22 protein-coding genes are annotated in these 24,330 nt (G+C 68.1%); 4 read left to right on the plus strand and 18 right to left on the minus strand.

Going from position 1 to position 24,330, the window contains the following annotated elements; all coding sequences use genetic code 11:
• Positions 1-15 precede the first annotated feature (15 nt).
• The 4 genes from tal (at position 16) to pgl (ending at position 4,546) form a co-directional block, all read left to right on the plus strand.
• Positions 16-1,113, plus strand: a complete 1,098-nt coding sequence (gene tal, locus ACEE23_RS00630) for a transaldolase (RefSeq protein WP_448871182.1) — start codon at positions 16-18, stop codon at positions 1,111-1,113.
• Positions 1,114-1,276: 163 nt separating this feature from the next.
• The gene (gene zwf, locus ACEE23_RS00635) at positions 1,277-2,809 is read left to right on the plus strand and encodes a glucose-6-phosphate dehydrogenase (RefSeq protein WP_368519296.1); all 1,533 of its coding nucleotides are present in this window, start codon (positions 1,277-1,279) and stop codon (positions 2,807-2,809) included.
• Positions 2,810-2,836: 27 nt separating this feature from the next.
• Entirely contained in the window at positions 2,837-3,769 is a 933-nt protein-coding gene (locus ACEE23_RS00640) for a glucose-6-phosphate dehydrogenase assembly protein OpcA (RefSeq protein WP_368519295.1), read from the plus strand.
• 18 nt (positions 3,770-3,787) lie between these two features.
• Positions 3,788-4,546: a 6-phosphogluconolactonase gene (pgl, locus tag ACEE23_RS00645; RefSeq protein WP_368519294.1), complete on the plus strand. Its 759-nt coding sequence runs from the start codon at positions 3,788-3,790 to the stop codon at positions 4,544-4,546.
• Positions 4,547-4,689: 143 nt separating this feature from the next.
• Here the strand turns inward: pgl and secG are convergent, their stop codons facing one another.
• From secG to ACEE23_RS00735, 18 genes are all read right to left on the minus strand, one after another.
• A complete protein-coding gene (gene secG, locus ACEE23_RS00650; protein ID WP_368521174.1) occupies positions 4,690-4,923 on the minus strand; it encodes a preprotein translocase subunit SecG in 234 nt (77 codons plus the stop codon).
• A 188-nt stretch (positions 4,924-5,111) separates the two neighbouring features.
• A complete protein-coding gene (gene tpiA / locus ACEE23_RS00655) occupies positions 5,112-5,894 on the minus strand; it encodes a triose-phosphate isomerase (RefSeq protein WP_368519292.1) in 783 nt (260 codons plus the stop codon).
• A 67-nt stretch (positions 5,895-5,961) separates the two neighbouring features.
• Positions 5,962-7,179, minus strand: a complete 1,218-nt coding sequence (locus tag ACEE23_RS00660; RefSeq protein ID WP_368519291.1) for a phosphoglycerate kinase — start codon at positions 7,177-7,179, stop codon at positions 5,962-5,964.
• 131 nt (positions 7,180-7,310) lie between these two features.
• Positions 7,311-8,318, minus strand: coding sequence for a type I glyceraldehyde-3-phosphate dehydrogenase (gap, locus tag ACEE23_RS00665; protein ID WP_368519290.1), 1,008 nt, complete (start codon positions 8,316-8,318; stop codon positions 7,311-7,313).
• A 356-nt stretch (positions 8,319-8,674) separates the two neighbouring features.
• Positions 8,675-9,703, minus strand: coding sequence for a DNA-binding protein WhiA (gene whiA / locus ACEE23_RS00670; RefSeq protein WP_368519289.1), 1,029 nt, complete (start codon positions 9,701-9,703; stop codon positions 8,675-8,677).
• Positions 9,704-9,822: 119 nt separating this feature from the next.
• Positions 9,823-10,806 (minus strand): gluconeogenesis factor YvcK family protein, encoded by a 984-nt coding sequence (locus ACEE23_RS00675; protein WP_368519288.1) that lies wholly within the window; start codon positions 10,804-10,806, stop codon positions 9,823-9,825.
• A 232-nt stretch (positions 10,807-11,038) separates the two neighbouring features.
• On the minus strand, positions 11,039-11,911 hold the full coding sequence (gene rapZ / locus ACEE23_RS00680) for an RNase adapter RapZ (RefSeq protein WP_368519287.1): 873 nt from the start codon (positions 11,909-11,911) through the stop codon (positions 11,039-11,041).
• Positions 11,912-11,958: 47 nt separating this feature from the next.
• Positions 11,959-14,025 carry an excinuclease ABC subunit UvrC gene (uvrC, locus tag ACEE23_RS00685; RefSeq protein ID WP_368519286.1) on the minus strand — a complete coding sequence of 689 codons (2,067 nt, stop codon included), beginning with the start codon at positions 14,023-14,025 and terminating at the stop codon, positions 11,959-11,961.
• 8 nt (positions 14,026-14,033) lie between these two features.
• Positions 14,034-14,573, minus strand: coding sequence for a PH domain-containing protein (locus tag ACEE23_RS00690; protein WP_368519285.1), 540 nt, complete (start codon positions 14,571-14,573; stop codon positions 14,034-14,036).
• Positions 14,573-15,094: a 6,7-dimethyl-8-ribityllumazine synthase gene (ribH, locus tag ACEE23_RS00695; RefSeq protein WP_368519284.1), complete on the minus strand. Its 522-nt coding sequence runs from the start codon at positions 15,092-15,094 to the stop codon at positions 14,573-14,575. Before ribH ends, ACEE23_RS00690 begins: the two co-directional genes overlap by 1 nt.
• Before the next feature lie 88 nt (positions 15,095-15,182).
• Positions 15,183-16,469, minus strand: a complete 1,287-nt coding sequence (locus tag ACEE23_RS00700; protein ID WP_368521175.1) for a bifunctional 3,4-dihydroxy-2-butanone-4-phosphate synthase/GTP cyclohydrolase II — start codon at positions 16,467-16,469, stop codon at positions 15,183-15,185.
• Positions 16,459-17,103: a riboflavin synthase gene (locus ACEE23_RS00705; protein WP_448871176.1), complete on the minus strand. Its 645-nt coding sequence runs from the start codon at positions 17,101-17,103 to the stop codon at positions 16,459-16,461. The genes ACEE23_RS00700 and ACEE23_RS00705 overlap by 11 nt, the downstream gene beginning before the upstream one ends.
• A 96-nt stretch (positions 17,104-17,199) precedes the next feature.
• Positions 17,200-18,252: a bifunctional diaminohydroxyphosphoribosylaminopyrimidine deaminase/5-amino-6-(5-phosphoribosylamino)uracil reductase RibD gene (ribD, locus tag ACEE23_RS00710; protein ID WP_368521177.1), complete on the minus strand. Its 1,053-nt coding sequence runs from the start codon at positions 18,250-18,252 to the stop codon at positions 17,200-17,202.
• 71 nt (positions 18,253-18,323) lie between these two features.
• Positions 18,324-19,001 carry a ribulose-phosphate 3-epimerase gene (rpe, locus tag ACEE23_RS00715; RefSeq protein ID WP_368521178.1) on the minus strand — a complete coding sequence of 226 codons (678 nt, stop codon included), beginning with the start codon at positions 18,999-19,001 and terminating at the stop codon, positions 18,324-18,326.
• A 10-nt stretch (positions 19,002-19,011) separates the two neighbouring features.
• Positions 19,012-20,640 carry an RsmB/NOP family class I SAM-dependent RNA methyltransferase gene (locus ACEE23_RS00720; protein WP_368521179.1) on the minus strand — a complete coding sequence of 543 codons (1,629 nt, stop codon included), beginning with the start codon at positions 20,638-20,640 and terminating at the stop codon, positions 19,012-19,014.
• The gene (gene fmt, locus ACEE23_RS00725; RefSeq protein ID WP_368521180.1) at positions 20,637-21,608 is read right to left on the minus strand and encodes a methionyl-tRNA formyltransferase; all 972 of its coding nucleotides are present in this window, start codon (positions 21,606-21,608) and stop codon (positions 20,637-20,639) included. The genes ACEE23_RS00720 and fmt overlap by 4 nt, the downstream gene beginning before the upstream one ends.
• 122 nt (positions 21,609-21,730) lie before the next feature.
• Entirely contained in the window at positions 21,731-22,261 is a 531-nt protein-coding gene (gene def, locus ACEE23_RS00730; protein ID WP_368521181.1) for a peptide deformylase, read from the minus strand.
• A 35-nt stretch (positions 22,262-22,296) separates the two neighbouring features.
• The gene (locus ACEE23_RS00735) at positions 22,297-24,330 is read right to left on the minus strand and encodes a primosomal protein N' (RefSeq protein WP_368521182.1); all 2,034 of its coding nucleotides are present in this window, start codon (positions 24,328-24,330) and stop codon (positions 22,297-22,299) included.

A 24,330-nucleotide genomic window follows, 5' to 3' on the forward strand; every position in this document is an offset into this window, starting at 1 on the left:
TTAAGGAGAACGCACATGAACAACGTTGACAAGCTCGCCCAGATGGGCACCTCGACGTGGCTGGATGATCTGTCCCGCCAGCGTCTGCAGTCCGGCAACCTCCGCGAACTCATCGACACCAAGAGCGTGGTCGGGGTGACCACCAACCCGACCATCTTCGCCAAGGCCATGTCCCAGGGCACGGCCTACGATGCCGACATCGCTAAGCTCAAGGAGCAGGGCGCGGCCGTGGACGAGGCCGTCTACAGCCTGGCCATCGACGACGTGCGCGCCGCCTGCGACGAGCTGCACGACGTCTTCGTCGACAGCAACGGCGAGGACGGCCGCGTGTCCATCGAGGTCGACCCGCGCATCTCCGACGACGCCGAGGCCACCTTGAACCAGGCCCGCGACCTGTGGAAGAAAGTCGATCGCCCCAACGCGATGATTAAGATCCCGGCGACCGACGGCTCGCTGCAGGCCATCGAGGACGCGCTGGCGGAAGGCATTTGCGTCAACGTGACCCTGATCTTCTCCCTGAAGCGCTACGTCAAGGTCGTTGACCGCTACAAGGAGGGCATCCGCCGCGCGGAGGCCGCCGGCTTGGACGTGACCAAGATCTTCTCGGTCGCCTCCATCTTCATCTCCCGCATCGACACCGAGGTCGACAAGCGCCTGGAGGAAATCGGCACACCTGAGGCGCTCAAGCTGCGCGGCCAGGTCGGCCTGGCCGAAGCCAATCTCTGCTACGGCTTCTTCGAGTCCGCCTTCCTCCACCCGGAGCGGCTGCCCGCCCCGGATCCGCTGCCGGCCGGCGCGAACTTCCAGCGCCCGCTGTGGGCTTCTACCGGCGTGAAGAACCCAGAGTACCCCGCCACCCTGTACGTAACCGAGCTGGCCGGCCCGGAGACCGTCAACACCATGCCGGAGGCCACCCTGGACGCGTTCCTGGACGCGGACGTGCGCCTGGGCGATGCCCTGACCGGCATGCTGGAGACCGCCAACAGCACCTGCGGGCACGCGGCCCAGCTGGTTTCCCTCGAGGAGGTCTACGAGCAACTCGAGCAGGAGGGCGTCGACAAGTTCGTGGCCTCCTGGAACGAGCTGCTCGAGACCATGTCCGCGAAGCTCTAGGGCCGCTCCTCCGTCCGCCTGAAGGTGGGCGTTGTGTCCCTCCCTCAGGCCGCGATTCGCAGCGCACCGCCGAAGTAAACCGACGGTGCGCTCCTCGCTACAATGGGTAACCGCAACCTTAAAATAAATATTGTCTTCTTAATCTCCGGCGAAAGGATTTCCCGTGTCAGACCCCAGTTCCTGGGACAACCCGTTAAGGGATGAAAGAGACAAACGCCTACCCCGCATTGCTAGCCCCTCCGGCATGGTTATCTTCGGCGTTACCGGCGATCTGGCACGGAAAAAGCTCCTGCCGGCCATCTACGACTTGGCCAACCGCGGCCTCCTGCCGGCCGGCTTCACCCTGGTCGGCTACGGCCGCCGCGACTGGGACAAGCAGGCGTTCGCCGACTACGTCCTCAAGGCCGTCCAGGCCGGGGCCCGCACCGAGTTCCGCGAGCACGTCTGGCAGTACCTGGCTCAGGGCGTCGAGTTCGTCACGGGCGGTTTCGACGACGCCGGCTTCGACAAGCTCTCGGCCCGCCTGAGCGAGCTGGATACCGCCCGCGGTACCGGTGGAAACTGGGCCTATTACCTGTCCGTCCCGCCGGAGTTTTTCTCTAGCATCTGCCACCAGCTCGAGCGCGTCGGCATGGCTAACAGCTCCGACAACACGTGGCGCCGCGTCATCATCGAAAAGCCCTTCGGCCACGACCAGAAGTCGGCCCGGGAGCTCAACGAGGTCGTCAACGCGGTCTTCCCGGAGCAGTCGGTCTTCCGCATCGACCACTACCTGGGCAAGGAGACGGTGCAGAACATCATGGCGCTGCGCTTTGCCAACCAGATCTTCGAGCCGATGTGGAACGCCCACTACATCGACCACGTGCAGATCACCATGGCCGAGGACATCGGCTTGGGCGGGCGCGCCGGCTACTACGACGGCATCGGCGCAGCCCGCGACGTCATCCAGAACCACCTGCTGCAGCTGCTGGCGCTGGTGGCCATGGAGGAGCCTTCCTCCTTCGAGCCGGAGGCCCTGCAGGCCGAAAAGACGAAGGTGCTGCGCGCCACGACGCCGGTGCACCCGCTGAACAAGACCACCGCCCGCGGCCAGTACACCGCCGGCTGGCAGGGCTCGGAATACGTCAAGGGCCTGCGCGAGGAGGACGGCTTCGATCCGGAGTCGACGACGGAGACCTACGCGGCCTGCACGCTGGAGGTCAACTCCCGCCGCTGGGGCGGCGTGCCGTTCTACCTGCGCACCGGCAAGCGCCTGGGGCGCCGCGTGACCGAGATTGCCTTGGTCTTCAAGCACGCCCCGCACCAGCCCTTCCAAAACGGCCAGGCCGACGCTCTGGGCCAGAACGCCGTGGTTATCCGCGTCCAGCCGGACGAGGGCGTGACCATGCGTTTCGGTTCCAAGGTGCCGGGCTCGACCATGGAGGTCCGCGACGTGAACATGGACTTCGCCTACGCCGAGGCCTTCACCGAGGAATCCCCGGAGGCCTACGAGCGGCTCATCCTCGACGCCCTGCTGGACGAGTCCTCGCTCTTCCCCACCAACGAGGAAGTCGAGCTGTCCTGGGCGATCCTGGACCCGATCCTCGATTACTGGGCCGAGGCCGGCCAGCCGGACGAATACCCGGCCGGGACCTGGGGCCCGGAGTCCGCCGACAAGATGCTGCGCCGCCGGGGCCACTCCTGGCGCCGCCCTTAAGAGCTCGAGCGAAAAGAGAGATTTGCCATGATTATCCCCTTGCCAGATACCACCACGCGCGACATCTCCAAGAAGCTGGTCGAGGCCCAAGAGCACTACACGCTGACCACCGGCCGCGTGCTGACCCTGATTGTCTCCGCGTACCAGGGCGATGACATCAACGTCATCCTCGACTCCATCCGGGATGCCTCCCACGAGCACCCGGCCCGCGTGCTGGTCGTCATCTCCGAGGACCCGGAAGCCGACACCAGCCTGGACGCGGAGCTGCGCGTCGGCGGCGAGGCCGGTGCCTCCGAGATCGTGATTATGCGCCTGCACGGCGAGCTCGCCCACCAGGCCGAGGCCGTCGTCACCCCGCTGCTGCTGCCCGACACGCCGATTGTGGCGTGGTGGCCTACCCGTTACCCGGATTCGCCGGCGGAAGCCCCCATCGGCAGCCTGGCCCAGCGCCGCATCACCGATATCGCCCATTCCGAGGGCCCGACCCCGCAAATGCTCCAGCAGCTCTCCGACGACTACCAGCCGGGTGATTCCGACATGTCCTGGGCGATGATCACCCTGTGGCGCGGCATCGTCGCCTCCGCCCTGGACCGCCTGCCGCACGAACCGGTCGGATCGGTGACCATCTCCGGTCCCAAGTCGCACCCGGCCGTGGACCTGGCCGCCGGCTGGCTGGCCGATCGCCTGGGCGTGGCGGTGCGCCGCGCCGCGGACGACCCGAGCCTGCACCACCACTTCCCTATCTCCAAGCTCATCTTCCACCGCGATTCCGGCGACATCAGCCTCACGGTCGTCGACCACGGCAGCGTCGAGCTGGCCGTGCCGAACTCGCCCACCTCGCTGGTGGCGCTCAGCGTGCGCTCCCAGGCCGAGGTGCTCGCCGAGGAACTGCGCCACTTGGACACCGATCAGATTTTCGCCAACGCTCTGCGCGCCCTGCCGCGCGTAAGCTACGTCTAATCAGAAAGGCACTCCCACATGGTCGATATTCGCCGCGTCAAGGACAAGGCCGCCCTCACCGAGCAGGCCGCACTCGACTTCATCGATCTGATCGCCGCCTGCCAGGCACCCGGCGGCGGCCGCCACGGCGACGGGGTCGCCCGGGTGGTGCTCACCGGCGGCAGCGCGGGCATCGGCATGCTCGAGCAGCTGCGCCGTTTTGCCGACGCCGCCCAGGCCCAGGGTGAGGATTTCCCGGCCCTGCAGGTGGATTGGTCCCGCGTGCACGTCTTCTTCGGCGACGAGCGCAACGTGGCCGTCGACGATCCCGAGTCCAACGAGGGGCAGGCGCGCGCTGCCCTGCTCGACCACGTCGGCATCCCGGATTCACACGTCCACGGCTACGGCCTGGGCGCGGCGGACCTCGAGCAGGCCGCCGCGGACTACGCCGCGGTGCTGGACGAGTTCGCCCCGCGCGGTTTCGATCTGCACCTTCTGGGGATGGGCGGCGAGGGCCATATCAACTCGCTGTTTCCCCACACCCCGGCGGTCCGCGAGGAAGAACGCCTCGTGGTGGCGGTGACGGATTCCCCCAAGCCGCCGGCCGAGCGCGCCAGCCTGACCCTGCCGGCGGTCCGCCGCGCCGAGCAGGTCTGGCTGCTAGTTAGCGGCGAGGAAAAGGCCGAGGCCGCCCAGCACGTCATCGACGGCGCAGACGCCCTCGACTGGCCGGCCGCGGGCGCCCAGGGCGCGGCGGCTACCCGCCTCTACCTGGCCAACGACGCCGCCCGAGGCTAGTCCCGGGCCGCCCCACCCACGCGGCACCGAGAGGACACAATAGACACTAAAATACGCAAACACCGCCTAGCTGGTTTGACCAGCTAGGCGGTGTTGGTTTTCGGCGGTTAGCTAACGCGGCGGCACACGCCGCGTTGGACGGTTTAGCTGAAAGCGGTGATCAGGTTCAGGCCGATCACGCAGCCGAGCCAGATGATGACCATCACGATGGTCACGCGGTCCAGGTTCTTTTCCACGACGGTCGAACCGGACAGGTTGGACTGCACCCCGCCGCCGAACAGGCTCGACAGGCCGCCGCCCTTGCCCTTGTGGAGCAGGACGAACACAGACATCAAGACTGCTGCGATAACCAGAATGATCTGCAATGCCAGGGTCATTAAAATTCCTTGCTTCTCGATAAGGCCGAAAGGTCCGCGCGCCGGTCAGCGGGAGCACGCAACGCGCGCGCCACGCTCCAGCGCTTGAAGTACTCCGGCTAGTCTACACCACCTGCCATTACGGCAGTAGTAGCGCCCCGCCAAAACCCCGGCACCAGAGATCCTCGGTGCCGGGGCGGACGCGGCTGCTACTGGACGGCGTTGGCGGCGTTGGCCACCAGCTTGGCGAAGTCCTCGCCCACCAGGGAGGCGCCGCCGACCAAGCCGCCGTCCACGTCCGGCTGGCTGACCAGCTCGGCCGCGGAATCGACCTTCATGCTGCCGCCGTAGAGGATGCGCATCTGCTGCGCGGTCTCCTGACCGGCCAGCTCGCCGAGGACGCCGCGGATGGCGGCGCAGACTTCCTGCGCGTCGGCGGCGGAGGCGACCTTACCGGTGCCGATAGCCCAGACCGGCTCGTAGGCCACGACAACCTTTGCCAGCTGCTCCTTGTCCAGGCCGGCCAGCGAGTTGCGCGTCTGGTTGACCACGTAGTCCACGTGGGTACCGGCCTCGCGCACGTCCAGCGGCTCGCCCACGCAGACGATCGGGCTAATGCCCTGGCTCAGGGCCGCCGCGGACTTCTGCGCCACCGTCTCGTCCGTCTCGTAGTGGTACTGCCGCCGCTCCGAGTGGCCGACGATGGCCCAGCTGGCGCCCAGCTTGGCCAGCATGTGGGCGGAGACCTCACCGGTGAAAGCGCCGGATTCATGGCGGGAGACATCCTGCGCGCCGTAGGTGATCTTCAGGTTATCCCCGTCGACCAGGGTCTGGATGGTGCGCAGATCCGTGAACGGCACGAGGAAGGCCACGTCCGCCTTCTCGTAGTATTCCTTCGGCAGGGAGAAGGCGAATTTCTGCACCGAACCGATGGCCTCGATGTGGTCGAGGTTCATCTTCCAGTTGCCCGCAATGAGCGGTTTACGTGCCATGACGTGGTGGTCCTTTCTTAGGGTGTAAACGTAGGCTGTCCGCGCAGTTACGCGGTGCGTGCGAGAGCTAGGCTTCGAGGACGGAAACGCCCGGCAGCTCCTTGCCTTCCAGGAACTCCAGGGAGGCGCCGCCGCCGGTGGAGATGTGGCTGAAGCCGTCCTCGTCCAGGCCCAGCGCCCGCACGGAGGCGGCGGAGTCGCCGCCGCCGACCACGGTGAAGGAGCCGTTGGCCTTGGTGGCGTCGATGATGGCCTGGGCCACGCCGGCGGTGCCGCGGGAAAAAGCCTCCATCTCGAAAACGCCCATCGGGCCGTTCCAGAACACGGTCTTGGACTCGGCCAGCACGGAGGCGAACTCCTGGACGGTCTTCGGGCCGATGTCCAGGGACATCCAGCCCTCCGGGATCTCGGAGACCGAGGTGGTCTCGTGCTCGGCGTCGGCAGCGAACTCGGTGGCGGAGACCAGGTCGACCGGCAGGACGATCTTGTCGCCGAAGCGCTCGAGCAGGTCGCGGCAGTTATCGATCTGGTCCTCCTGCAGCAGGGACTTCTGGACGTTGTAGCCCTTGGCCGCCAGCAGGGTGTAGCACATACCGCCGCCGATGATGATCTTGTCGGCCTTGCCGGCCAGCGCTTCGATGACGCCGAGCTTGTCGGAGACCTTCGCGCCGCCCAAGACGACGACGTAGGGGTGCTCCGGCTCCTTCGCCACGGTGGAGAGCACATCCAGCTCCTTCTGGACCAGCTTGCCGGCGTAGGCCGGCAGCTTCTTGGCGACATCGTAGACCGACGCCTGGGCGCGGTGGACCACGCCGAAGCCGTCGGAGACGAAAGCGCCGTTGTCGGCGGCCAGGGCGGCCAGCTCGCCGGCGAAGGCCTCGCGCTCGGCCTCGTCCTTGGAGGTCTCGCGCGGGTCGAAGCGGACGTTTTCCAGCAGGACGACGTCGCCGTCGTTCAGGCCGTTGGCGCGCTCGTGCGCGTCCTCGCCGCAGACATCGCCGGCCAGGGCGACGTACTGGCCCAGGGCCTCGGACAGGGCTTCCGCGACCGGAGCCAGGGAGTACTTCGGGTTAACCTCGCCCTTCGGGCGGCCCAGGTGGGCGGTCAGGATGACCTTGGCGCCGCCGTCGACCAGCGCGCGGATGGTCGACAGCGAAGCGGTAATACGGCCCGGGTCCGTGATATTGCCCTCGTCATCCAGGGGGACGTTGAAGTCGGAGCGCACGAGCACGTGGCGGGACTCCACGCCCTCGGACAGCAGTTCGTCTAGCGTCTTGAAAGCCATAGTTTTTCTACTCCTTTGGCGAAAGTTGATGCACCTAAAACAATACCGACCCAACGCGGGCGGCGCCGTGAGTTGGGCTGGGCCTGCGCTGGGTCGGTGTCACAGAAACTAGTTCTTAGAGAAACTGTTTCTTAGAGGTTGGCTGCCACCTGGTCGGTCAGGCGCAGCAGCTGGGCGGTGTAGCCCCACTCGTTGTCGTACCAGCCGAGAACCTTAACCAGGTTGCCGTTGGAGACCTTGGTCATACCGGAGTCGAAGATGCAGCCGTGGCCGTCGGTGACGATGTCAGTGGAGACCAGCGGATCCTCGGTGTAGCCCAGGACGTCAGCGAACTCGCCGGTGGAGGCTGCCTTGATGGCGGCGTTGACTTCCTCGACGGTGACGTCGCGGGAGGCGGTGAAGGTCAGGTCGGTAGCGGAGCCGGTGATGATCGGCACGCGCATGGCGTAGCCGTCCAGCTTGCCCTCCAGGTTCGGCAGGACCTTAGCCACGGCCTTGGCAGCGCCGGTGGAGGTCGGAACCATGTTGACGGCAGCGGCGCGAGCGCGGCGCAGGTCCTTGTGCGGAGCGTCCTGCAGGCGCTGGTCACCGGTGTAGGCGTGGATGGTGGTCATCAGGCCGTTTTCGATACCGAACTTCTCGTCCAGCACCTTGGCCATCGGAGCCAGGCAGTTGGTGGTGCAGGACGCAGCGGAGATGATGTGGTGGTTAGCCGGGTCGTACTCCTCGGAGTTGACGCCGTAGACGAAGGTGGCGTCGACCTCCTTGCCCGGGGCGGAGATGATGACCTTCTTGGCGCCGGACTCAATGTGAGCGCGGGCGCTCTCGCCGGTGCGGAACTTGCCGGTGGATTCGATGACGATGTCCACGCCGTGCTCGCCCCAGTTGAGATCCTTCGGATCCTTCTCCTCGGTGACGACCACGCGCTTGCCATCGACGGTGATGGACTCGTCGTCGTAGGTGATTTCGCCCGGGAAGCGTCCCAGGACGGAGTCGTACTTCAGCAGGTTTGCCAAGGTCTGGTTGTCGGTCAGGTCGTTGACCGCGACGATCTCCAAGTCGTGCTCGCCTTCGACGACTGCGCGGAAGAAGTTGCGGCCAATGCGCCCGAAGCCGTTGATGCCTACGCGGATAGTCACTTGATGTTCTCCTAGAAAATTGGATGTACGTAAGGTTTTACGTCTGGTGGAACTCACCGAGGGCTACGTGAGGTAGTTTGGCTTTTCCTCGACAACTTCCAACAGGTCCGATACTACCGACGCTCGCGCTAGCGCGCACGGGTTACGGAAAGCAAATCAACAAAACCAGACATATTCCCACATTCAGTGACTAATATTCCTGGACACGGCCACAAAATAGCGCCCATAACCGCAGGTAGACGCGCGGTGCCCGATTGGGCCTGCATACCCGCGAAGGAAAGATAGCGGACGTGATTCTGGGCACAGGACCACGGGCGGGGCGGGTTAGACCACTCCCCTGGTCGCTCTGCGGCGGGCTAGTTCTCGCCGTCGTCCTGGTGCTCGCCGTGCCCGGCGCCGTCCGCGTCGAAGAGGTCCTCGGTGACCGCTTCGCTCGTCGACGGGATGCCCAGCTCCTCGGCCCGCTTGTCCGCCATGGACAGCAGGCGGCGGATACGGCCGGCCACCGCGTCCTTAGTCATCGGCGGATCGGCCAGGCGGCCGAGCTCCTCCAGCGAGGCTTCGCGGTGCTGCACGCGCAGCTGGCCGGCATCCGCCAGGTGCTCCGGCACGTCGTCGCCCAGGATCTCCATGGCGCGTTCCACGCGGGCGGCCGCCGTAACTGCCGCGCGGGCCGAGCGGCGCAGGTTGGCGTCGTCGAAGTTCTGCAGGCGCTCCCCGCTCATGCGCACCTCGTTGCGGAGGCGCTTCTTCTCCCACTTCAGGCGGGTGACCTGGGCGCCCATGCGGGTCAGCAGCGCGCCGATGGCGTCGCCGTCGCGCACGACCACGCGGTCGGCGCCGCGGGTCTCCTTGGTCTTGACGGACAGCCCCAGGCGCCGGGCGCAGCCCACCAGGGCCAGGGCGGCCTCCTGGCACGGGCAAAGGACCTCGAGCGAGGAGGACCGCCCCGGCTCGGTGAGGGAGCCGGCGGCGAGGAAGGCCCCGCGCCACGCGGCCTCGTTGTCGGCGATGGAGCCGGAAATCACCTGCGGCGGCAGGCCCACTACCGGGTGCCCGGAGCGGGTGATAAGCCCCAAGCGGCGGACCAGGTCGGGGGTGCCGTCGGTGATGCGGATGTGGATGCGGGCCCGCTTGTGGGCCTGGGCGGCGGTCGGGCCCACCACGTGGCTTCCCACCTTGATCCCGTAAAGCTCGTCTAGGGCCGCGATGACCCGGTCGGCCGTGTCCTGGTCGGGCAGCTGCACCTCGTACATCATGGAGCTGCCTGAGACGGTCAGCTCGCCGGCGAAACGCAAGATGGCCGCCAGCTCTGCTGCCCGCGCGCTAGTGCGGGTGGCGTGCACCGCCGTTAACTCTTTTTTCACCGCGTCGGTAAGAGTCATCTTTTATGCCTTCCTGCCCTTTCTATCCTGCGGTGCCAGCTTCCGGCCCGCAGCACCACACCGGTTGTCGTCAGGTAATCGAAATAGAGATGAAAAAATATTAAAACAGACTGCCTATTCTAGCGCCCGGCCTCGAGGAAAGCGGAATGCATCCGGGAAAGCGCAGCGGACAGCTTATCCGGATCGTGGACGCTGGTGGGCTGCCCATTATCGTCCAGCCGGCAGAGATCCGCATATTCGACCGTGGCGCCTAGGGCGCGGGCCGCGCGCTGCAGGTACTCCCGCTCGCTGGGCGCGGTGAGGATCTTCTCCTCCACCAAGATCTTGTCGATCCGCAGGCCCGGGGCGTGCTGAGCCAGGACGTGGAGGTGGCGCTCCGCGGAAAAGCCTTGGGTCTCCCCCGGCTCCGCGGACAGGTTGAGCACCACCACGCGCAGGGCATCGGCGGCGCTGATGGCCTCCATCAGGCGCGGGATGACCACGTGCGGCAGCACGGAGGAAAACCACGAGCCCGGCCCCAGCGTGATGAGGTCGGCCTGGCCGATGGCTTCCAACACCAAGTCGTTGACCTTTGCGTCCTCGGGGATGATCCGCACGCGGCGGACCTGGCCCGGCGTCGAGGCGACGGCCACCTGGCCGCGGACCGAGCGCACCACGCGCGGGTCCTCGTCGAGGCCCGCGACCTCGGCCTCGATTTCCAGCGGCTCGTTGACCACCGGCAGGACCCGGCCGTGCGACTCGGTCAGCTCCGCGACCTTGTCGAGGGCGGCCTGGCTATCGCCCAAAATCTCCGTCAGCCCCGCGATGAGCAGGTTGCCTAGCGCATGTCCGGCCAGCGCCCCGTGCCCGCCGAAACGGTGTTGGAGCGTGGTCGCCCAGAAGCGGCCCTCGTCCTCGCCGTCGGACAGCGCCGCCAGCGCCATGCGCAGATCCCCCGGCGGGATGATCGCCAGCTCGCGGCGCAGGCGCCCGGAGGAGCCGCCGTCGTCGGCCACGGTCACGATTGCGGTCACCTTCGTGGCGCCGGTCTCCTGCGCCGCGAGCAAAGTTTGGTACAAGCCATGCCCGCCGCCCAGGCAGGCTACGTGGAAGGGATTAGACATTGGAAAAGATCCCTGCCGCCTTTCTATGGTCTCATCGCCGGTGGCCGCTGCCCCGGGCCTAAAATCTTCAAGGCCCAGGACACGGGACTTAGCAGCGGGTTGGGCACAGATCGTGCCCGTGCCCGCCCCATCCGGCCCGTCGGCCACCGACTCTGCGGGCGTTTTCGCCCCGGTTCGTTGTGGGTGTATTCAGTTCCTTTAAGTTTTCGCTATCCGCGGCGGGCTATATTTTCTAGTCCCGCTCGATATCTCTGTGCAGGACGCTCACGTCGACCTTGCCCTTCTCGCCGAGCCGGTGGGCGATCTCCTCGGCCACGGCCACGGAGCGGTGGTGCCCGCCGGTGCAGCCGACGCCGACCGTGATGAAGTTCTTGCCCTCGTGGTGGTAACCCGCCAGCATGGAATCCAGCATCGCCATGAATCGATCGATGAACTCTTCCGCGCTCGGTTGGGAAAGCACGTAATCAGCCACCGGCGCGTCCGTGCCGCGGTAGGGCCGCAGCTCGTGAACCCAGTACGGGTTCGGGAGGAAGCGCACGTCGACGACCAGGTCCGCGTCGCGCGGCGAGCCGTGCTTGAAGCCGAAAGACTCGACGGTGACGTGCTGCTTCTGGCTGCCCAGCGGCCCGAAGGAGGCCTCGATGGCGCGGCGCAGATCGTGGACCGACAGGTTCGTGGTGTCCAGGATGATATCCGCGCGGGCGCGCACGCTCGCGATGGCGTCGCGCTCCCGCCGGATGCCAATCTTCAGCGTGTCCTCGCCCTGCAGCGGGTGGGTGCGCCGCACGGAGTCGAAACGCCGGATCAGCACGTCGTCCCGGGCATCCATGAACAACACGGTGGGCTGCATGTCCCGCTCGCGCAGCTGGTCGAAGGTCTCCAGCAAGGAACCGGGGAACATCCGGCTGCGCACGTCGGTGACGACGGCGACCTTGTCGACGGGCGAGTCGTCCTGGGCGCACAGCTCCAGCAGCTCCACGATGAGCACCGGGGGCAGGTTGTGCGCGACGAAATAGCCCTTGTCTTCTAAGACCTTGGCCGCCGAGCTGAGCCCGCCGCCGGACATGCCGGTCAGCAGGATGGGAGGGGTGACAAATTGTGCCATGGGGCCATTCTATCTGGTTCGCGGCCGATCCCGGCCCGCCAGGATTCTTAGCGGGCCTGCAGGCCGTCGAAGACGGTCTGGGCCAGCTTCGGGCCGAAGCCCTTGACCTCGGCGATTTCCTCGACGGAGGCCTGCTTGAGCTTCTTGACGGAACCGAAATGCTTGACCAGGTCCTTGCGCCGTTGCGGCCCGAGCCCGGGGATGGAGTCCAGCACCGACGAGCGCATCCGCGCCGAGCGCTGCTGGCGGTGGTAGGTAATCGCAAAGCGGTGGGCCTCGTCGCGGATCTGCTGCAGCAGGTAGAGCGCCTGCGAGTTACGCGGCAGGATCACCGGCTCGTCGTCGCCCGGCACCCAGATTTCCTCCAGGCGCTTCGCCAGCCCCACCAGCACGACGTCGTTAATGCCCAGCTCGTCGAAGACCTCCTGAGCCGCGGCCACCTGCGGCGCGCCGCCGTCGACGATGAACAGCTGCGGCGGGTAGGCGAAACGCCGCCCGGCCTCCGCGGATTCCTCCACGACCTGCTCGTCGGAGAAGGTCTGCTCCTCCGATTCCTCATCCGGGTTGGCCAGCTTATCCACGTGGTGGCGCTTGAAGCGGCGGCGGGTGACCTCCGCAATCGAGCCGACGTCGTCGGAGCGGCCGTCGCCGGCCGCTTCCTTGATGCGGTAACGCCGGTAGTCCGACTTCCGCGGCAGGCCGTCCTCGAAGACCACGAGGGAGGCCACCACGTCGGTGCCCTGGATGTGGGAGATATCCGTGCACTCGATGCGCAGGGGCGCCTGCTCCATGCCCAGGGCTTCCTGGATGTCCTGCAGCGCGGCCGAACGGGCGGTCAGATCGCCCACGCGCTTGAGCTTGTGCTGGCGCAGGGCGTCCTTGGCATTGCGCGCGACCGTTGCCATCAGGGCGCGCTTGTCCCCGCGTTGCGGCACGCGCAGATCCACCCGGGCCCCACGCAGCTCCTCCAGCAGTTGCTTGACCTCCGCGTCCTCGGCCGGCGGACGTTGGACCAGGATCTCCGGCGGGACCACCTTGACCGTGCGGGACTTCGCGTGGGATTCCTGGTCGACGCCGCGCCGCGGCACCCCCAGGTCGATGGCCGCGTCCTCGGCGGCCTCCTGCTTCTCGCGCTCCACGGCGTCGGAATAGAACTGGATGAGGAAGTTCTGGATGAGCGCCGGCAGCGCCGGATCCTCTTGCCCCTCGGCGACCGTCTCGGTGCTGGCCTGGTCGCCGACCTTCTCCACGACCCAGCCGCGCTGGCCGCGGATGCGCCCGTCGCGCACGTGGAAGATCTGCACCGCGGCCTCGAGCTCGTCGGTGTGGAAGGCGATGAGATCGGCGTCCGTGCCGTCGCCGAAGACGACGGCCTGCTGCTCCATGATCTTGTTGATGGCGCCCAGGTCGTCCCGCAGGCGCGCGGCTCGCTCGAATTCCAGGTTGGCCGAGGCCTCTTCCATCTCCTGGGTGAGCTGGCGGGTCACCGGGGCGGTATTGCCGTTCATGAAGGAGACCAGGCGTTTGACGGTGGCGCGGTGCTCGTCCTCGCTGACGCGGCCGATGCACGGGGCATCGCACTTGCCGATATAGCCCAGCAGGCAGGGCCGGCCGAGCGCCTCGTGGCGGTTGAACACGCCCTTGGTGCAGGTGCGCATGGGGAACACGCGGGTGAGCAAGTCCAGGGTCTCGCGCACGGCCCACGCGTGCGAGTAGGGGCCGAAATAGCGCACGCCCTTGCGCCGCGGACCGCGGTAGAAAAACGCGCGGGGGAAGCGCTCGCCCACCGAAACCGCGAGCATCGGGTAGGTCTTGTCGTCGCGGTACATGACGTTGAACCGCGGGTCGAAGCGCTTAATCCAGGTGTATTCGAGCTGGAGGGCCTCCACCTCGCTGGCCACCACGGTCCATTCCACCGACGCCGCGGTCAGCACCATCTGGCGGGTGCGCGGGTGCAGCTGGGTGATGTCCTGGAAGTAGTTGGACAGGCGGGCGCGCAGGTTTTTTGCCTTGCCGACGTAGACGACGCGGCGGTTTTCGTCTCGGAACTTATAGACCCCCGGTTCCGTGGGGATGGTTCCGGGGGCCGGCCGATAGGTAGTTGGATCAGCCACGGCGGCGCCTAATCCTGCGGCATGTAGCGGGCTTCCAGGGCGCGGAACTTGTTGACGGAGTCCATGATGGTGGACTTGTCACCGGCCTGCAGGGCCCACATCGGTACGTATTCGAATTCCGGCAGCTCGAGGCGCGCCATGCGCGCGCCCTCGGGGAAGGACAGGCCGTAGATGACCGCCCACGGGTAGAAGCGGGTGCCCACGATGTTGCGGATCTCTACCCCGTCCTCGTTGGCCCGCACGCGCGGGCGGGTCAGGATGAGCCAGAACAGGATGGACAGCAGCACGCCCACACCAGGGAAGGCGAACTTGTCAATGGTGGTCACGGTCGCGCCCGTGAACTCGATGTCCAGGGTTAGGCCCATGAAGATGTGGACCGCCATGACCACGATGACGACGATGACCGCCAGCTTGCGCAGGTACGGGGACTTGACCTCGAGATCCCACGGCTTGTTGCTGGTCTGGGCGAAGGGATCGATGCGGGTATAGGCCAGCAACTCCTCTTCGGACAGTTGTGGCTTCGCCGGCTTGCCAGTGCTGTCAGTCATCAGTGCTCCACTCCTTTTTCTGCGCCCTCATAGTCTACGTCCGCACTACCGGATTGGTTAATCGCCCGCAGCTTCACAACGGTGTCGAGCGCCGCCACCATGGCCTCGGAACCCTTGTTCTCAGCGGAGCCGGCAAAACCCGCCCGATCGACGGCCTGGTCGTGGTCGTTGACGGTGAGGATGCCGTTGGCCACCGGGGTGGACTCATCCAGCGCGATCCGGGTCAGCCCCTGGGTCACGGAGTCGCAGACATAGTCAAAGTGCGGGGTGCCGCCGCGGATGACGCAGCCGAGCGCCACCACGGCGTCGAAGCGCCGCGCCGCGGCCTGGACAGCCACGGGGATCTCCAGGGCCCCGACGACGCGGAAGCCCTCGGCATGGGCGCCGTTGCGCTCGGCGGCCGCCAGCGCCTCGGCGTGGAGCTGGTCGCAGATATCCGCGTTCCAGGTGGCCGTGATAACGGCGACGGAAATCCCGCGCGCATCGACCGAGTCGATCGCCGACAAGCCTTCCTTACTCATTTCGGTACCTCTTTCCGGTCGGTGGTGTTTCCTGTCGGTGGTGCTGTCTTAGCGGTGGTGCTGCGCCGTGCGCGGCAGCTGGTACTGCCTAGGAGGTGACGCCGTGCTCGGCGTCCCAGGCGGCGACCTGCGGCAGGTGGTGCCCCATCCGGTCGCGCTTGGTGCGCAGGTATTTGATGTTGTCCGCGTTCGGCGTGACCTCCAGCGGCTGGTGCTCGCTCACGTCGACGCCGAAGCCGGCCAGGCCCTGGCCCTTGTGCGGGTTGTTGGTCAGCAGGCGGGCCGAGACGATGCCCAGATCCCGCAGGATCTGCCCCGCCACGGAGTACTCGCGGGCGTCTTCCGGCAGGCCCTGTTCCAGGTTCGCGTCCACGGTATCCAAGCCCTGGTCCTGGAGCTGGTAGGCCTGCAGCTTGTGGAGCAAACCAATGCCGCGGCCCTCGTGGCCGCGCAGGTAGATGACCACGCCGCTGCCGGCGCCCTGGATGATCTCCAGGGAGCGGTGCAGCTGCTGGCCGCAGTCGCAGCGCCGGGAGGAGAAGACGTCCCCGGTCAGGCACTCCGAGTGGACGCGCACGGTGACGTTTTCCGCACCGCGCAGCTGCTCTGGGTCGCCGGCGATAAGAGCCACGTGCTCCTGGCCATCCACCGCGTGGCGGTAGCCGATGGCGGTAAAGCGGCCGTAGTCGGTGGGCAGCTGGGTGTCCACGACGCGCTCGACCTGGGACTCGTGGCGGCGGCGCCACTGGATGAGCTGCTCGATGGAGATCATCGCCAGGCCGTGCGCGTCGGCGAAGCGGCGCAGCTCCGGCGAGCGCGCCATGTCCGTCGGATCCTCCTCGGAGACGATCTCGCACAGCACGCCGGCCGGGCGCAGGCCCGCCAGGCGGGCCAGGTCGACCGAGGCCTCCGTGTGGCCCTCGCGCTCCAGCACCCCGCCCGGGCGGGCGGCCAGCGGTACCACGTGGCCGGGGCGGGTGAAGTCCTGCGTGGTGGATTCCGGATCCGCCAGGCGGCGGATGGTCTCGGCGCGGGAGGTGGCGGAAATGCCCGTGGTGCCGGTGGCGGCGTCGACGGTCACCGTGTAGGCGGTGCCGCGCACGTCCTCGTTGCGCGCGACCATGGGCGGCAGGTTCAGCCGGGCGCAGTCAGCCGGCAACAGCGGGGCGCAGATATAGCCGGAGGAATAACGCACCATGAAAGCGACCAGCTCCGGGGTGGCCAGCTCGGCGGCGAAGATCAGATCGCCCTCGTTTTCTCGGTCCTCGTTATCGACCACGACGACGGGCTTGCCGGCCGCGATCTCCGCGATGGCGGTCTCCACCGAATCCAGCCGCACGCTACCCGCGGCGGTCTGCTGCTCCTCAACGCTCATAGTGCTCAACCTTAGTCGGGTCGACAGCGCCGCCAGTCTTCGGGTAGGCCAGCATATTCTCGACGTATTTCGCCAGGATATCGACCTCTAGGTTCACCACGTCGCCGGGCGCTAGGTCGCCGTGGGTGGTATCCCGCAGGGTCACCGGGATGAGGGAAACCTCGAACCAGTCCTCCCCGCGGGCGCTGACGGTCAGCGAGGTTCCGTTGATGGCGATGGAGCCCTTCTCCACCACGTAGCGCGCCAGCTGCTCCGGCAGCTCGAAGCGCAGGACCTCCCAATGCTCCGAGGGCGTGCGCTCGATCAGGTGGCTCGTGCCGTCGACGTGGCCTTGGACGATATGGCCGCCTAGCCGCGCCGAGGCCGCCAAGGCCCGCTCCAGGTTCACCCGGTCGCCAACGCCGAGCTGGCCCAGCGCGCTGCGGTTCAGGGATTCCTGCATCACGTCCGCGGCAAACCCGGTCCGCTCCGCGTTGAGCTCCGCCACGGTCAGGCACACGCCGTTGACGGCGATCGAATCCCCCAGGCCCGCGTCCTGGACCACGTGCGGGGCGCGAACCCACAGCCGGATGGAATCCCCCAGCTGCTCGAGGGACTCCACTGCCCCAGTCTCTTCTATCAAGCCGGTAAACACTTCTGGTGCGTATCTCCTTCGCGGTTGACCGCCGCCGTGCTCGGCGGCGCTCACTGCGTCTGCGTCTTCGTTCGTTTCAAAAGGTATTCAGTTGTGCTAGAGCTTCATGCTCTCCAACGCCGCGTCGCTGGTGACGTATTCCACCAGGACGTCTTCGCCCAGCTGGCGGGTACCCAGGTGATGGAAGCGCGGGGCGTCCGCCAGGGTGTCGGCCAGCGGGTGGGCCAGGATGCCGAGCCCCTCGCCCAGCAGCACCGGCGAAATATAGGCGTTGATGGCGTCCACGTAGCCGCCGTAGAACAGGGCGCTGGCCAGCCCGGCCCCGCCCTCGACGAGCACGTCGCGCACCCCGTCGTCGTACATCTCCTCCATGGCCTCTTCGAGATCGCCGTACTGGGTATAACCCAGCTCCCGGAGGTTGGTCGACGCCGGGCCCGCGGCGCGCAGATCGCGCTTGCCGATGACCACGCGCCGCGGCTGGTGCTCGTAGAGGCTGCCGTCGGCCCGCCGCGCGGTCAGCGAGGGGTTATCCGCGAGCGCCGTTCCGGTGCCGACCACGATCGCGTCGCGGTGGGCGCGGTCGCGATGGGCGTACTCGCGGGCGGCGGTGCCGGTGATCCACTGGCTGGTCCCGTCGGCCGCGGCGGTGTACCCGTCCAGGGTCTGGGCGAATTTCACGGTCACGTGCGGGCGCTTCAGGCGCACCGCGGTCAGCCACGGGATCACGGCGTCCCGGGTGCGCAGGGCGGCCGGCACGTCCCGCTTTTCGACCTCGATGCCGTGCTGGCGCAGGGCCTCGGCGCCGCCAGCCGCGCCGGTGGGATCCGCGTGCAGGTAGATAACGCGCGCCACCTGGGCATCGATAAGCGCCTGCGCGCACGGGCCGGTGCGCCCGGTGTGGTTGCACGGCTCCAGGGTCACGACCACGGTGCTGCCGGCCGCGGCCTGACCGGCCGCGCGCAAGGCCACGACCTCCGCGTGGTCACTGCCGGCCGGCTGCGTGGCTCCCTCGCCGACGATTTCGCCGTTCGCGCCGAGCACGACCGCGCCCACCGGCGGGTTCGGGCTGGTCGTCCCCCGCACGCCGGCGCCTAATTCGATTGCTCGTTCCATGGCGCGCTCGATGCCCGCTGCGAGTCCTTCTGGCATGCGATTCCTTTCCAAAGATTCTGGCTTCCTCGGCCCAGCCCGGCGGCTGTGCGCGCGGTAGGTGGCGGTTGTTAAGAGGCGGTGGCTTGGGTGGCGGCCGAGCGCAGTTCGTCGACGGCTTGGCCCGGGTCGGCGTGCTTGAAGACGGCGGAGCCGGCCACGAAGGCATCCACCCCGGCGGCCGCGGCCTGCGTGATGGTCGTGGCGTCGATGCCGCCGTCGATCTCGATGAGGGTCTTCAGGCCGCGGGAGTCGATCGCCGCGCGCAGGGCCCGGGCCTTGTCCAACATCTCCGGCATGAACTTCTGGCCGCCGAAGCCGGGCTCTACGCTCATGACCAGGACCAGGTCGAGCTCTTCCAGAATCTCCAGCCAGGGCTCGATGGGAGTGTCCGGCTTGATGGAAATGCCGGCCATAACCCCCTGGCCGCGCAGGTCGCGGGCCAGCTCGACCACGGCGGCCGCGTTCTCCATGGCCTCGACGTGGAAGATGACGCAGTCGGCGCCGGCCTCGATATAGGTCTGCGCCCATTTCTCGGGGTGCTCGATCATCAGGTGCACGTCCAGGTGCTGGTCGGTCAGGCCGTTGACCGTGGAGGTAATCCCCGGGCCAAAGGAGAGGTTGGGAACGAAGTGGCCGTCCATGATGTCGACGTGGATCCAGTCCGCGTTGGAAATGGCGGAGATCTGCTGGCCGAGCCGGGAGAAATCCGCGGCCAGGATGGACGGCGAAATGATCGGTGCTGACATGTCTACTATCCTACGTATCCTTCCGGCGGAGGGCCGCGAAGAACATCGCGTCCGTGCCGTGCCGGTGCGGCCATATCTGGACCGACTTCTCCTCGCCCACGTCGGTCATTGCCTCCGGCAGCAGCGCGTGCGCGTCCTCCTCCACGGCGCCCAGCTGCGCGACGGCCTTGTCCACGATGGAGCGGGTCTCGCGCAGATCCGGCGAGCAGGTCGAGTAGATGAGGATGCCGCCCGGGCGGAGCAGCTCCAGCCCGGAGCGCAGCAGCTCGAACTGCAGGCGGCTGAGCTCAGCCAGGTCGGCCTCCTCCTTGCGCCAGCGGGCCTCCGGGCGGCGGCGCAGGGCGCCCAGCCCGGAGCAGGGCGCGTCGACGAGTACGCGGTCGTAGCCGGGCTCGAGGCCCGGATCGCGGCCGTCGGCCACGTGGACCCGCACCGGCAGGTCCCCGGCGGTGCGGTCGATGAGCTTGGCGCGGTGCTCGCTGACCTCGACGGCGTCCACCTTCGCGCCCTCGATGCGCGCGAGCGCGCCCATCAGCGCTGCCTTGCCGCCCGGGCCAGCGCACAGGTCCAGCCAGCGGCCGTGATCCTCGCCGATGACCTCGGCTTCGACGACGGCCCGGGCGATGAGCTGGGAGCCCTCGTCCTGGACGGCGGCCATGCGCTCCTTGACCGGCTCCAGGTCCGCCGGGTCGCCGTGCTCCAAGTAGACCGCATAGGGCGAGTAGCGCCCCTGCTCGCAGCCGGTCATCAGCGCGAGTTCCTCGGCGGTAATTTCCCCGGGGCGCGCCACCAGGTGCACCATGGGTCGCTCGGAGTCCGCGGCCAGCGCGGCGGGCAGTTCCTCGCGGCCGACCACGCGGGCGAAGGAACGGGCGATCCACTCCGGGTGGGCGTGCTCGAAGGCCAGGCGCGCGACCTCATCGTCCGGGGCCAGCAGGTTGATCCAGTCCTCGCGGCTGCGGCGGGTGACCGAGCGCATGATGCCGTTGGCAAAGCCCTTGGCCTTGGTCTCCCCGGCCGCCTCGACCAGGCGCACGGTGGTATCCACGGCGGCGTGATCCTCGACCCGGGTGTAGAGCACCTGGTAGACGCCCATGCGCAGGGCGTCGAGCACGGCCGGCGCAATGGCTGAAAGCTCGCGGCTCGAGCACCGCGCGATGACCGCGTCCACCACGCCCTCGGCGCGCAGGGTGCCGTAGGCGATCTCGGTGGCGAAGGCCGCGTCGCGGCCGCTGAGGTTGTGCTCCCGCAGTGCCCGCGGCAGGATGAGGTTGGCGAAAGCGCCCTCTTGGTGCACGCGCTGCAAGGTCTCCAGCGCCACCGCGCGCGGCAAGTCCAGGCCGGCCTGCTTCGCCGCCTGCGCCAGGGAGGCCGCCTGCGCCCGCTCGTTCAGGCGCTGCCCGGTGCTGTTGGAGCGCCCGGGACGACGGGACGAACCGGCGTTGGCGCCCCCGCGCCCCTGCCGGTGGCCGCGGTTGTCTCGGTTGTCGCGGAAGTTCTTCCCGCCGCGGGAATTGCGCCCGCCGCCGCGACCGTTACGCCCGCGGCCGTTGCCGTCACGACTCTGGCCGGCTCCCTGGGCGGGCTTGTCCTTCGGCTTGTCTCCCGACTTGGAGCGGGAACGGAAACCACCACTCATTCGAAGACCACCTTTCCATCGTTCTGGTTCAGGCCCCGGGCCCAGGCCGCGGCCTCCATCATCTTCTTGCCCGGCGGCTGGATGTTACCCAGCTGCACCACGCCGTTGCCGGTGCCGACGAAGACGGCGTCCTTGGCCACGTGCAGCTCGCCCGGCTGCAGCTGTTCCAGCGCGTCACTGTCTGGGAGGGCCTCACCGTCCAGGCGGACGGGCGTCAACGGGCCCAGCTTGACGCGCTTGTCTCCCCACAGCGTCCACGCGCCCGGGGCCGGGGTGTGGGCGCGCACGGTGCGGTCGATGGCAAAGGCCGGGTCCTGCCAGCGGATGCGGGCATCGTCCTTGGAAATCTTGGCGGCGTAGGTCGCCTCCCCCTCCTGGGGACGCGGCGCGGCCTCGCCGCTGTCCAGCAGGTCCATCGTGGCCACCAGCAGGTCGCCGCCGGTATAAGCCAGCCGGGTCAGCAAATCGTCGGCGGTGTCGGTGGGCTGGATCTCCTCCGTGACGGTGCCGAGGATCTCGCCGGTATCCAGGCCCTCGTCGATCCGGAAGGTGGTCGCCCCCGTGATGTCGTCGCCGGCGGCGATGGCGGCCTGGACGGGTGCCGCACCCCGCCAGGCGGGTAGGAGGGAAAAGTGCAGGTTGACCCAGCCGTGCGGCGCCACGCCCAGCAGGTCCGGGGTGATCAGGTTGCCGTAGGCCACGACCGGGATGGCCTCGGGCGCCAGCTCGATGAGCCGGCGGCGCAGCTCCTGGCCGTCCTCGGTGCCCGGCTTCAGGGTCGTGGGCGTGAGCACCTCAATGCCGTGGCTTTCCGCGCAGGCCTTGACCGGGCTGGGGTGCAGGCTCCGCCCGCGCCCGCGGCGCGCGTCCGGCCGCGTGATGACGGCTACGACCTCGTGCTCCGATGCAATGAGCTTTTCTAAGGCAACCACTGCCGGCTCTGGTGTCCCGGCAAAAACAATTCGCATGACGGTTAGGCCCTCGTCCTTCCCAATTGACCTCTCGCTCCCCGCTTCCCGCGGGCTGACCGGGCGCCCCGGTTAACCTTCGCGTTTGGCGTTGTCTCCCTCATGATACGGACTGGTACCTCCTAACGGTTAAACCAGTCCGCGGAGCGGATGGTAGCCATTGCTTCCCGGCGATCCTCGGTGCTCAGGTGCGCCAGGAACAGCACCCCATCCAGGTGATCCGACTCGTGTTGAATGCAGCGCGCCAGGAGCCCGCCGGCGAGCAGGCACACCGGCCGGCCCCACTCGTCGAAGCCGCGGACCACGATCCGCTCGTGCCGCGGCACGGTGCCGGGCACCCCGGGGATGGACAGGCAGCCTTCCCGCCCGGCCACCAGTGGTGCGGCTTCCCCGTCGGCGCCGCGGCCCACCGCGGTCCAGGAGGGATTGACCAGTACGCCGCGCCGGCTCGCGCCGCCGTCTGGGCAGTCGTAGACGAAGACCCGCTGGGTCACGCCCACCTGGTTGGCGGCCAGCCCGACCCCGCCGGCGTCGTCCATGGTCTCGAGCATGTCCCGGGCCAGGGTGCGCAGCCCCGGGCCGAAGGAGGTCACCGCGTCCGCGGCGGTGTTGAGCACGGGATCGCCGAACAGGCGAATCGGTCGCAATGTCATGGTCGCTGTTCCTTTCTGGCGGCTGGCGCGCCGCCTTAGCCGATATGGATCGGATCTACCTGAATGCGCAGGGGCGCGTCGTCCTTGCGGGAAGTGCGCGCCGCGTTCGCCTGCCGCAGGGCGCGGCCGAGCTCGGAACGCGGACCCAGCGGGGTGCGCACAAGGACCCGCTGGGGCGGGCCCAGGCGCTGCTCGTCGTAGTCGCCGGGCAGCTTCAGCCCCGGCGGGAGCGGCACCGGGCCGAGGATTTCCGCGTTGGCGGGCAGCTCCGCTAGCTCCAGGAAGCCGTCCAAGGCCGCGTCCGGGCCGTCGATGGCGGCCATGTGCACCGCCGGCGGGAAGCGCACCTCGCGCCGGCTGGACAGCTCCGCGTGCGCGGCCGCCGCGAAGTCCCATTCGGCCAAATAACGCACCAGCGGCAGGTCCGGGTCGGCGGCGACGATGACCTCGCCGCCCTGACCCGCCGGGGCGGCCAGGCGGGCAGCCCGGGCCCATTTGGCCAAGGTATCCTCGCCGGCGCGCAGGTCCTGGCGGTTGAGCAGCGCGCCCGTGTCCATCAAGATGACCGCCCCATAGGCGCCGCCACGCACGGGTGGCTCCGCCCCGGGGGTCGCGACCACCAGCTGCGCGGCGTGTTCGATGTCCTCGATGACGCGGTTGCCGCCGGAGACTTTGACGCGTACCGAGGGGAAGGCGCGGCCGAATTCCTCGGCGGTGCGCTCCTGCCCCAGCACGATGGCGCGCAGCCGTGGCGAGCCGCACTCGCTGCAGCGATGATGGGCGGCTATCCGCCCGCACCAGCGGCAGGTCGGGGCGGAGGCCTGCCCCGCGGCGCCGAAACCTTCCTCCGGCGGCAGGCCAATGGGCCCATTGCAATGCCGGCAGCGGGCCGGCGCGCGGCAATTCCCGCACGCCAGGATGGGCATGTAGCCGGCCCGCGGGGACTGCACCAGGACGGGCTCGCCGCGGTCCAGCGCGCGGGCCATCGCCTGGAAGGCCGGCCCCAGCAGCCGGGTGGTCCCGCCCTCGGTATTGCGGGATAGTTCAATGCCGTAGGTGCCGACGGGCAGCACCGCGGGCATCCGGGCGCGCAGGGTGGCCGGGGCCGGGACGAGATCGTGCATCCAGCCGGCCTCGACCAAAAGCTGGGCCTCCGCGGTGCGGGAGAACCCGGCGATGATTAGCGAGGCGGACTCCTGGGCGGCGCGCGTGCTTAGGACCTCGCGGGCATGCACGTAGGGCTTGACGTTGTCGACCAAGTTGTCGTTGCCGTCGTCGACCACCACGGCCAGCTTTAGTCCCTTCACCGGGGCGAAGGCGGCCGAACGGGTGCCCAGCACGATCCGGGCCTGCCCCTTTACCGCGGAGAGGAAACGCCGGTAGCGCGCCTGCGGGCCCAGGCTGTTGGACAGGACGGTGATCTGCTTGGCGGAGACGTAGTCGCGCAGGCTTTCTTCCAGCTCGTCGAGCTGGCGCTGGGTGGGCACGACCAGCAGCACCGCGCCGCCGTCGATGGCGACCTTGGCGCTCAAGGCCGCCAGGGGGCGGTGCCACTCGTTACCGGGGGCCATCTGCCAGGCCGCGCGGGCGGGGTTGCCGCTTAAGACGTAGTCGACGAAGGACTGCCCGTGGACGTAGCCGGCCCAGTCCGACAGGTCCGGTTCCGTGGTGGAACCGAGCTCCTCCCAGGGCGTGGAGAAGTCCGCCTCTTCGGCCTTGGCGTGCCGCGGCGGCAGGGCCGAGCGGATGATGTCAGAGCGCACCCCGCCGTAACGGTCCGCGAGGGATTCGACCAGCGCGGCCAGCTGCGGCGGGTAGACCACGAAGTCCGAAATGACCCGCTCGATAAAACGCAGCTCGCCGCTAAATTCCGGGCTCGGCTCGCGGCTGAGCACGAGGGCGTCGCACAGGCGGCCGGCGAAGCGGATGCGCACGCGCACCCCGGGCTGGGCGGCCTCCGAGTCGGCCTCGCTGACGTAGTAGTCGAAACCGCGGTCCAGGTGGGAGATGCCCAATAAAGGCAACACCCGCGCCACCGGTTTGGTGGCAGCGGGTGTCTTGGGAGGCAT

Source organism: Corynebacterium sp. 32222D000AT (assembly GCF_053546955.1).

Excerpts from the sequence above, each read along its gene's own strand:
- tal (WP_448871182.1), top strand. The coding sequence starts at position 16 with ATGAACAACGTTGACAAGCTCGCCCAGATGGGCACCTCGACGTGGCTG.
- ACEE23_RS00640 (WP_368519295.1), top strand. The coding sequence starts at position 2,837 with ATGATTATCCCCTTGCCAGATACCACCACGCGCGACATCTCCAAGAAG.
- pgl (WP_368519294.1), top strand. The coding sequence starts at position 3,788 with ATGGTCGATATTCGCCGCGTCAAGGACAAGGCCGCCCTCACCGAGCAG.
- secG (WP_368521174.1), bottom strand. The coding sequence starts at position 4,923 with ATGACCCTGGCATTGCAGATCATTCTGGTTATCGCAGCAGTCTTGATG.
- tpiA (WP_368519292.1), bottom strand. The coding sequence starts at position 5,894 with ATGGCACGTAAACCGCTCATTGCGGGCAACTGGAAGATGAACCTCGAC.
- ACEE23_RS00660 (WP_368519291.1), bottom strand. The coding sequence starts at position 7,179 with ATGGCTTTCAAGACGCTAGACGAACTGCTGTCCGAGGGCGTGGAGTCC.
- whiA (WP_368519289.1), bottom strand. The coding sequence starts at position 9,703 with ATGACTCTTACCGACGCGGTGAAAAAAGAGTTAACGGCGGTGCACGCC.
- ACEE23_RS00675 (WP_368519288.1), bottom strand. The coding sequence starts at position 10,806 with ATGTCTAATCCCTTCCACGTAGCCTGCCTGGGCGGCGGGCATGGCTTG.
- rapZ (WP_368519287.1), bottom strand. The coding sequence starts at position 11,911 with ATGGCACAATTTGTCACCCCTCCCATCCTGCTGACCGGCATGTCCGGC.
- ACEE23_RS00690 (WP_368519285.1), bottom strand. The coding sequence starts at position 14,573 with ATGACTGACAGCACTGGCAAGCCGGCGAAGCCACAACTGTCCGAAGAG.
- ribH (WP_368519284.1), bottom strand. The coding sequence starts at position 15,094 with ATGAGTAAGGAAGGCTTGTCGGCGATCGACTCGGTCGATGCGCGCGGG.
- ACEE23_RS00700 (WP_368521175.1), bottom strand. The coding sequence starts at position 16,469 with ATGAGCGTTGAGGAGCAGCAGACCGCCGCGGGTAGCGTGCGGCTGGAT.
- ribD (WP_368521177.1), bottom strand. The coding sequence starts at position 18,252 with ATGCCAGAAGGACTCGCAGCGGGCATCGAGCGCGCCATGGAACGAGCA.
- rpe (WP_368521178.1), bottom strand. The coding sequence starts at position 19,001 with ATGTCAGCACCGATCATTTCGCCGTCCATCCTGGCCGCGGATTTCTCC.
- ACEE23_RS00720 (WP_368521179.1), bottom strand. The coding sequence starts at position 20,640 with ATGAGTGGTGGTTTCCGTTCCCGCTCCAAGTCGGGAGACAAGCCGAAG.
- fmt (WP_368521180.1), bottom strand. The coding sequence starts at position 21,608 with ATGCGAATTGTTTTTGCCGGGACACCAGAGCCGGCAGTGGTTGCCTTA.
- def (WP_368521181.1), bottom strand. The coding sequence starts at position 22,261 with ATGACATTGCGACCGATTCGCCTGTTCGGCGATCCCGTGCTCAACACC.
- ACEE23_RS00735 (WP_368521182.1), bottom strand. The coding sequence starts at position 24,330 with ATGCCTCCCAAGACACCCGCTGCCACCAAACCGGTGGCGCGGGTGTTG.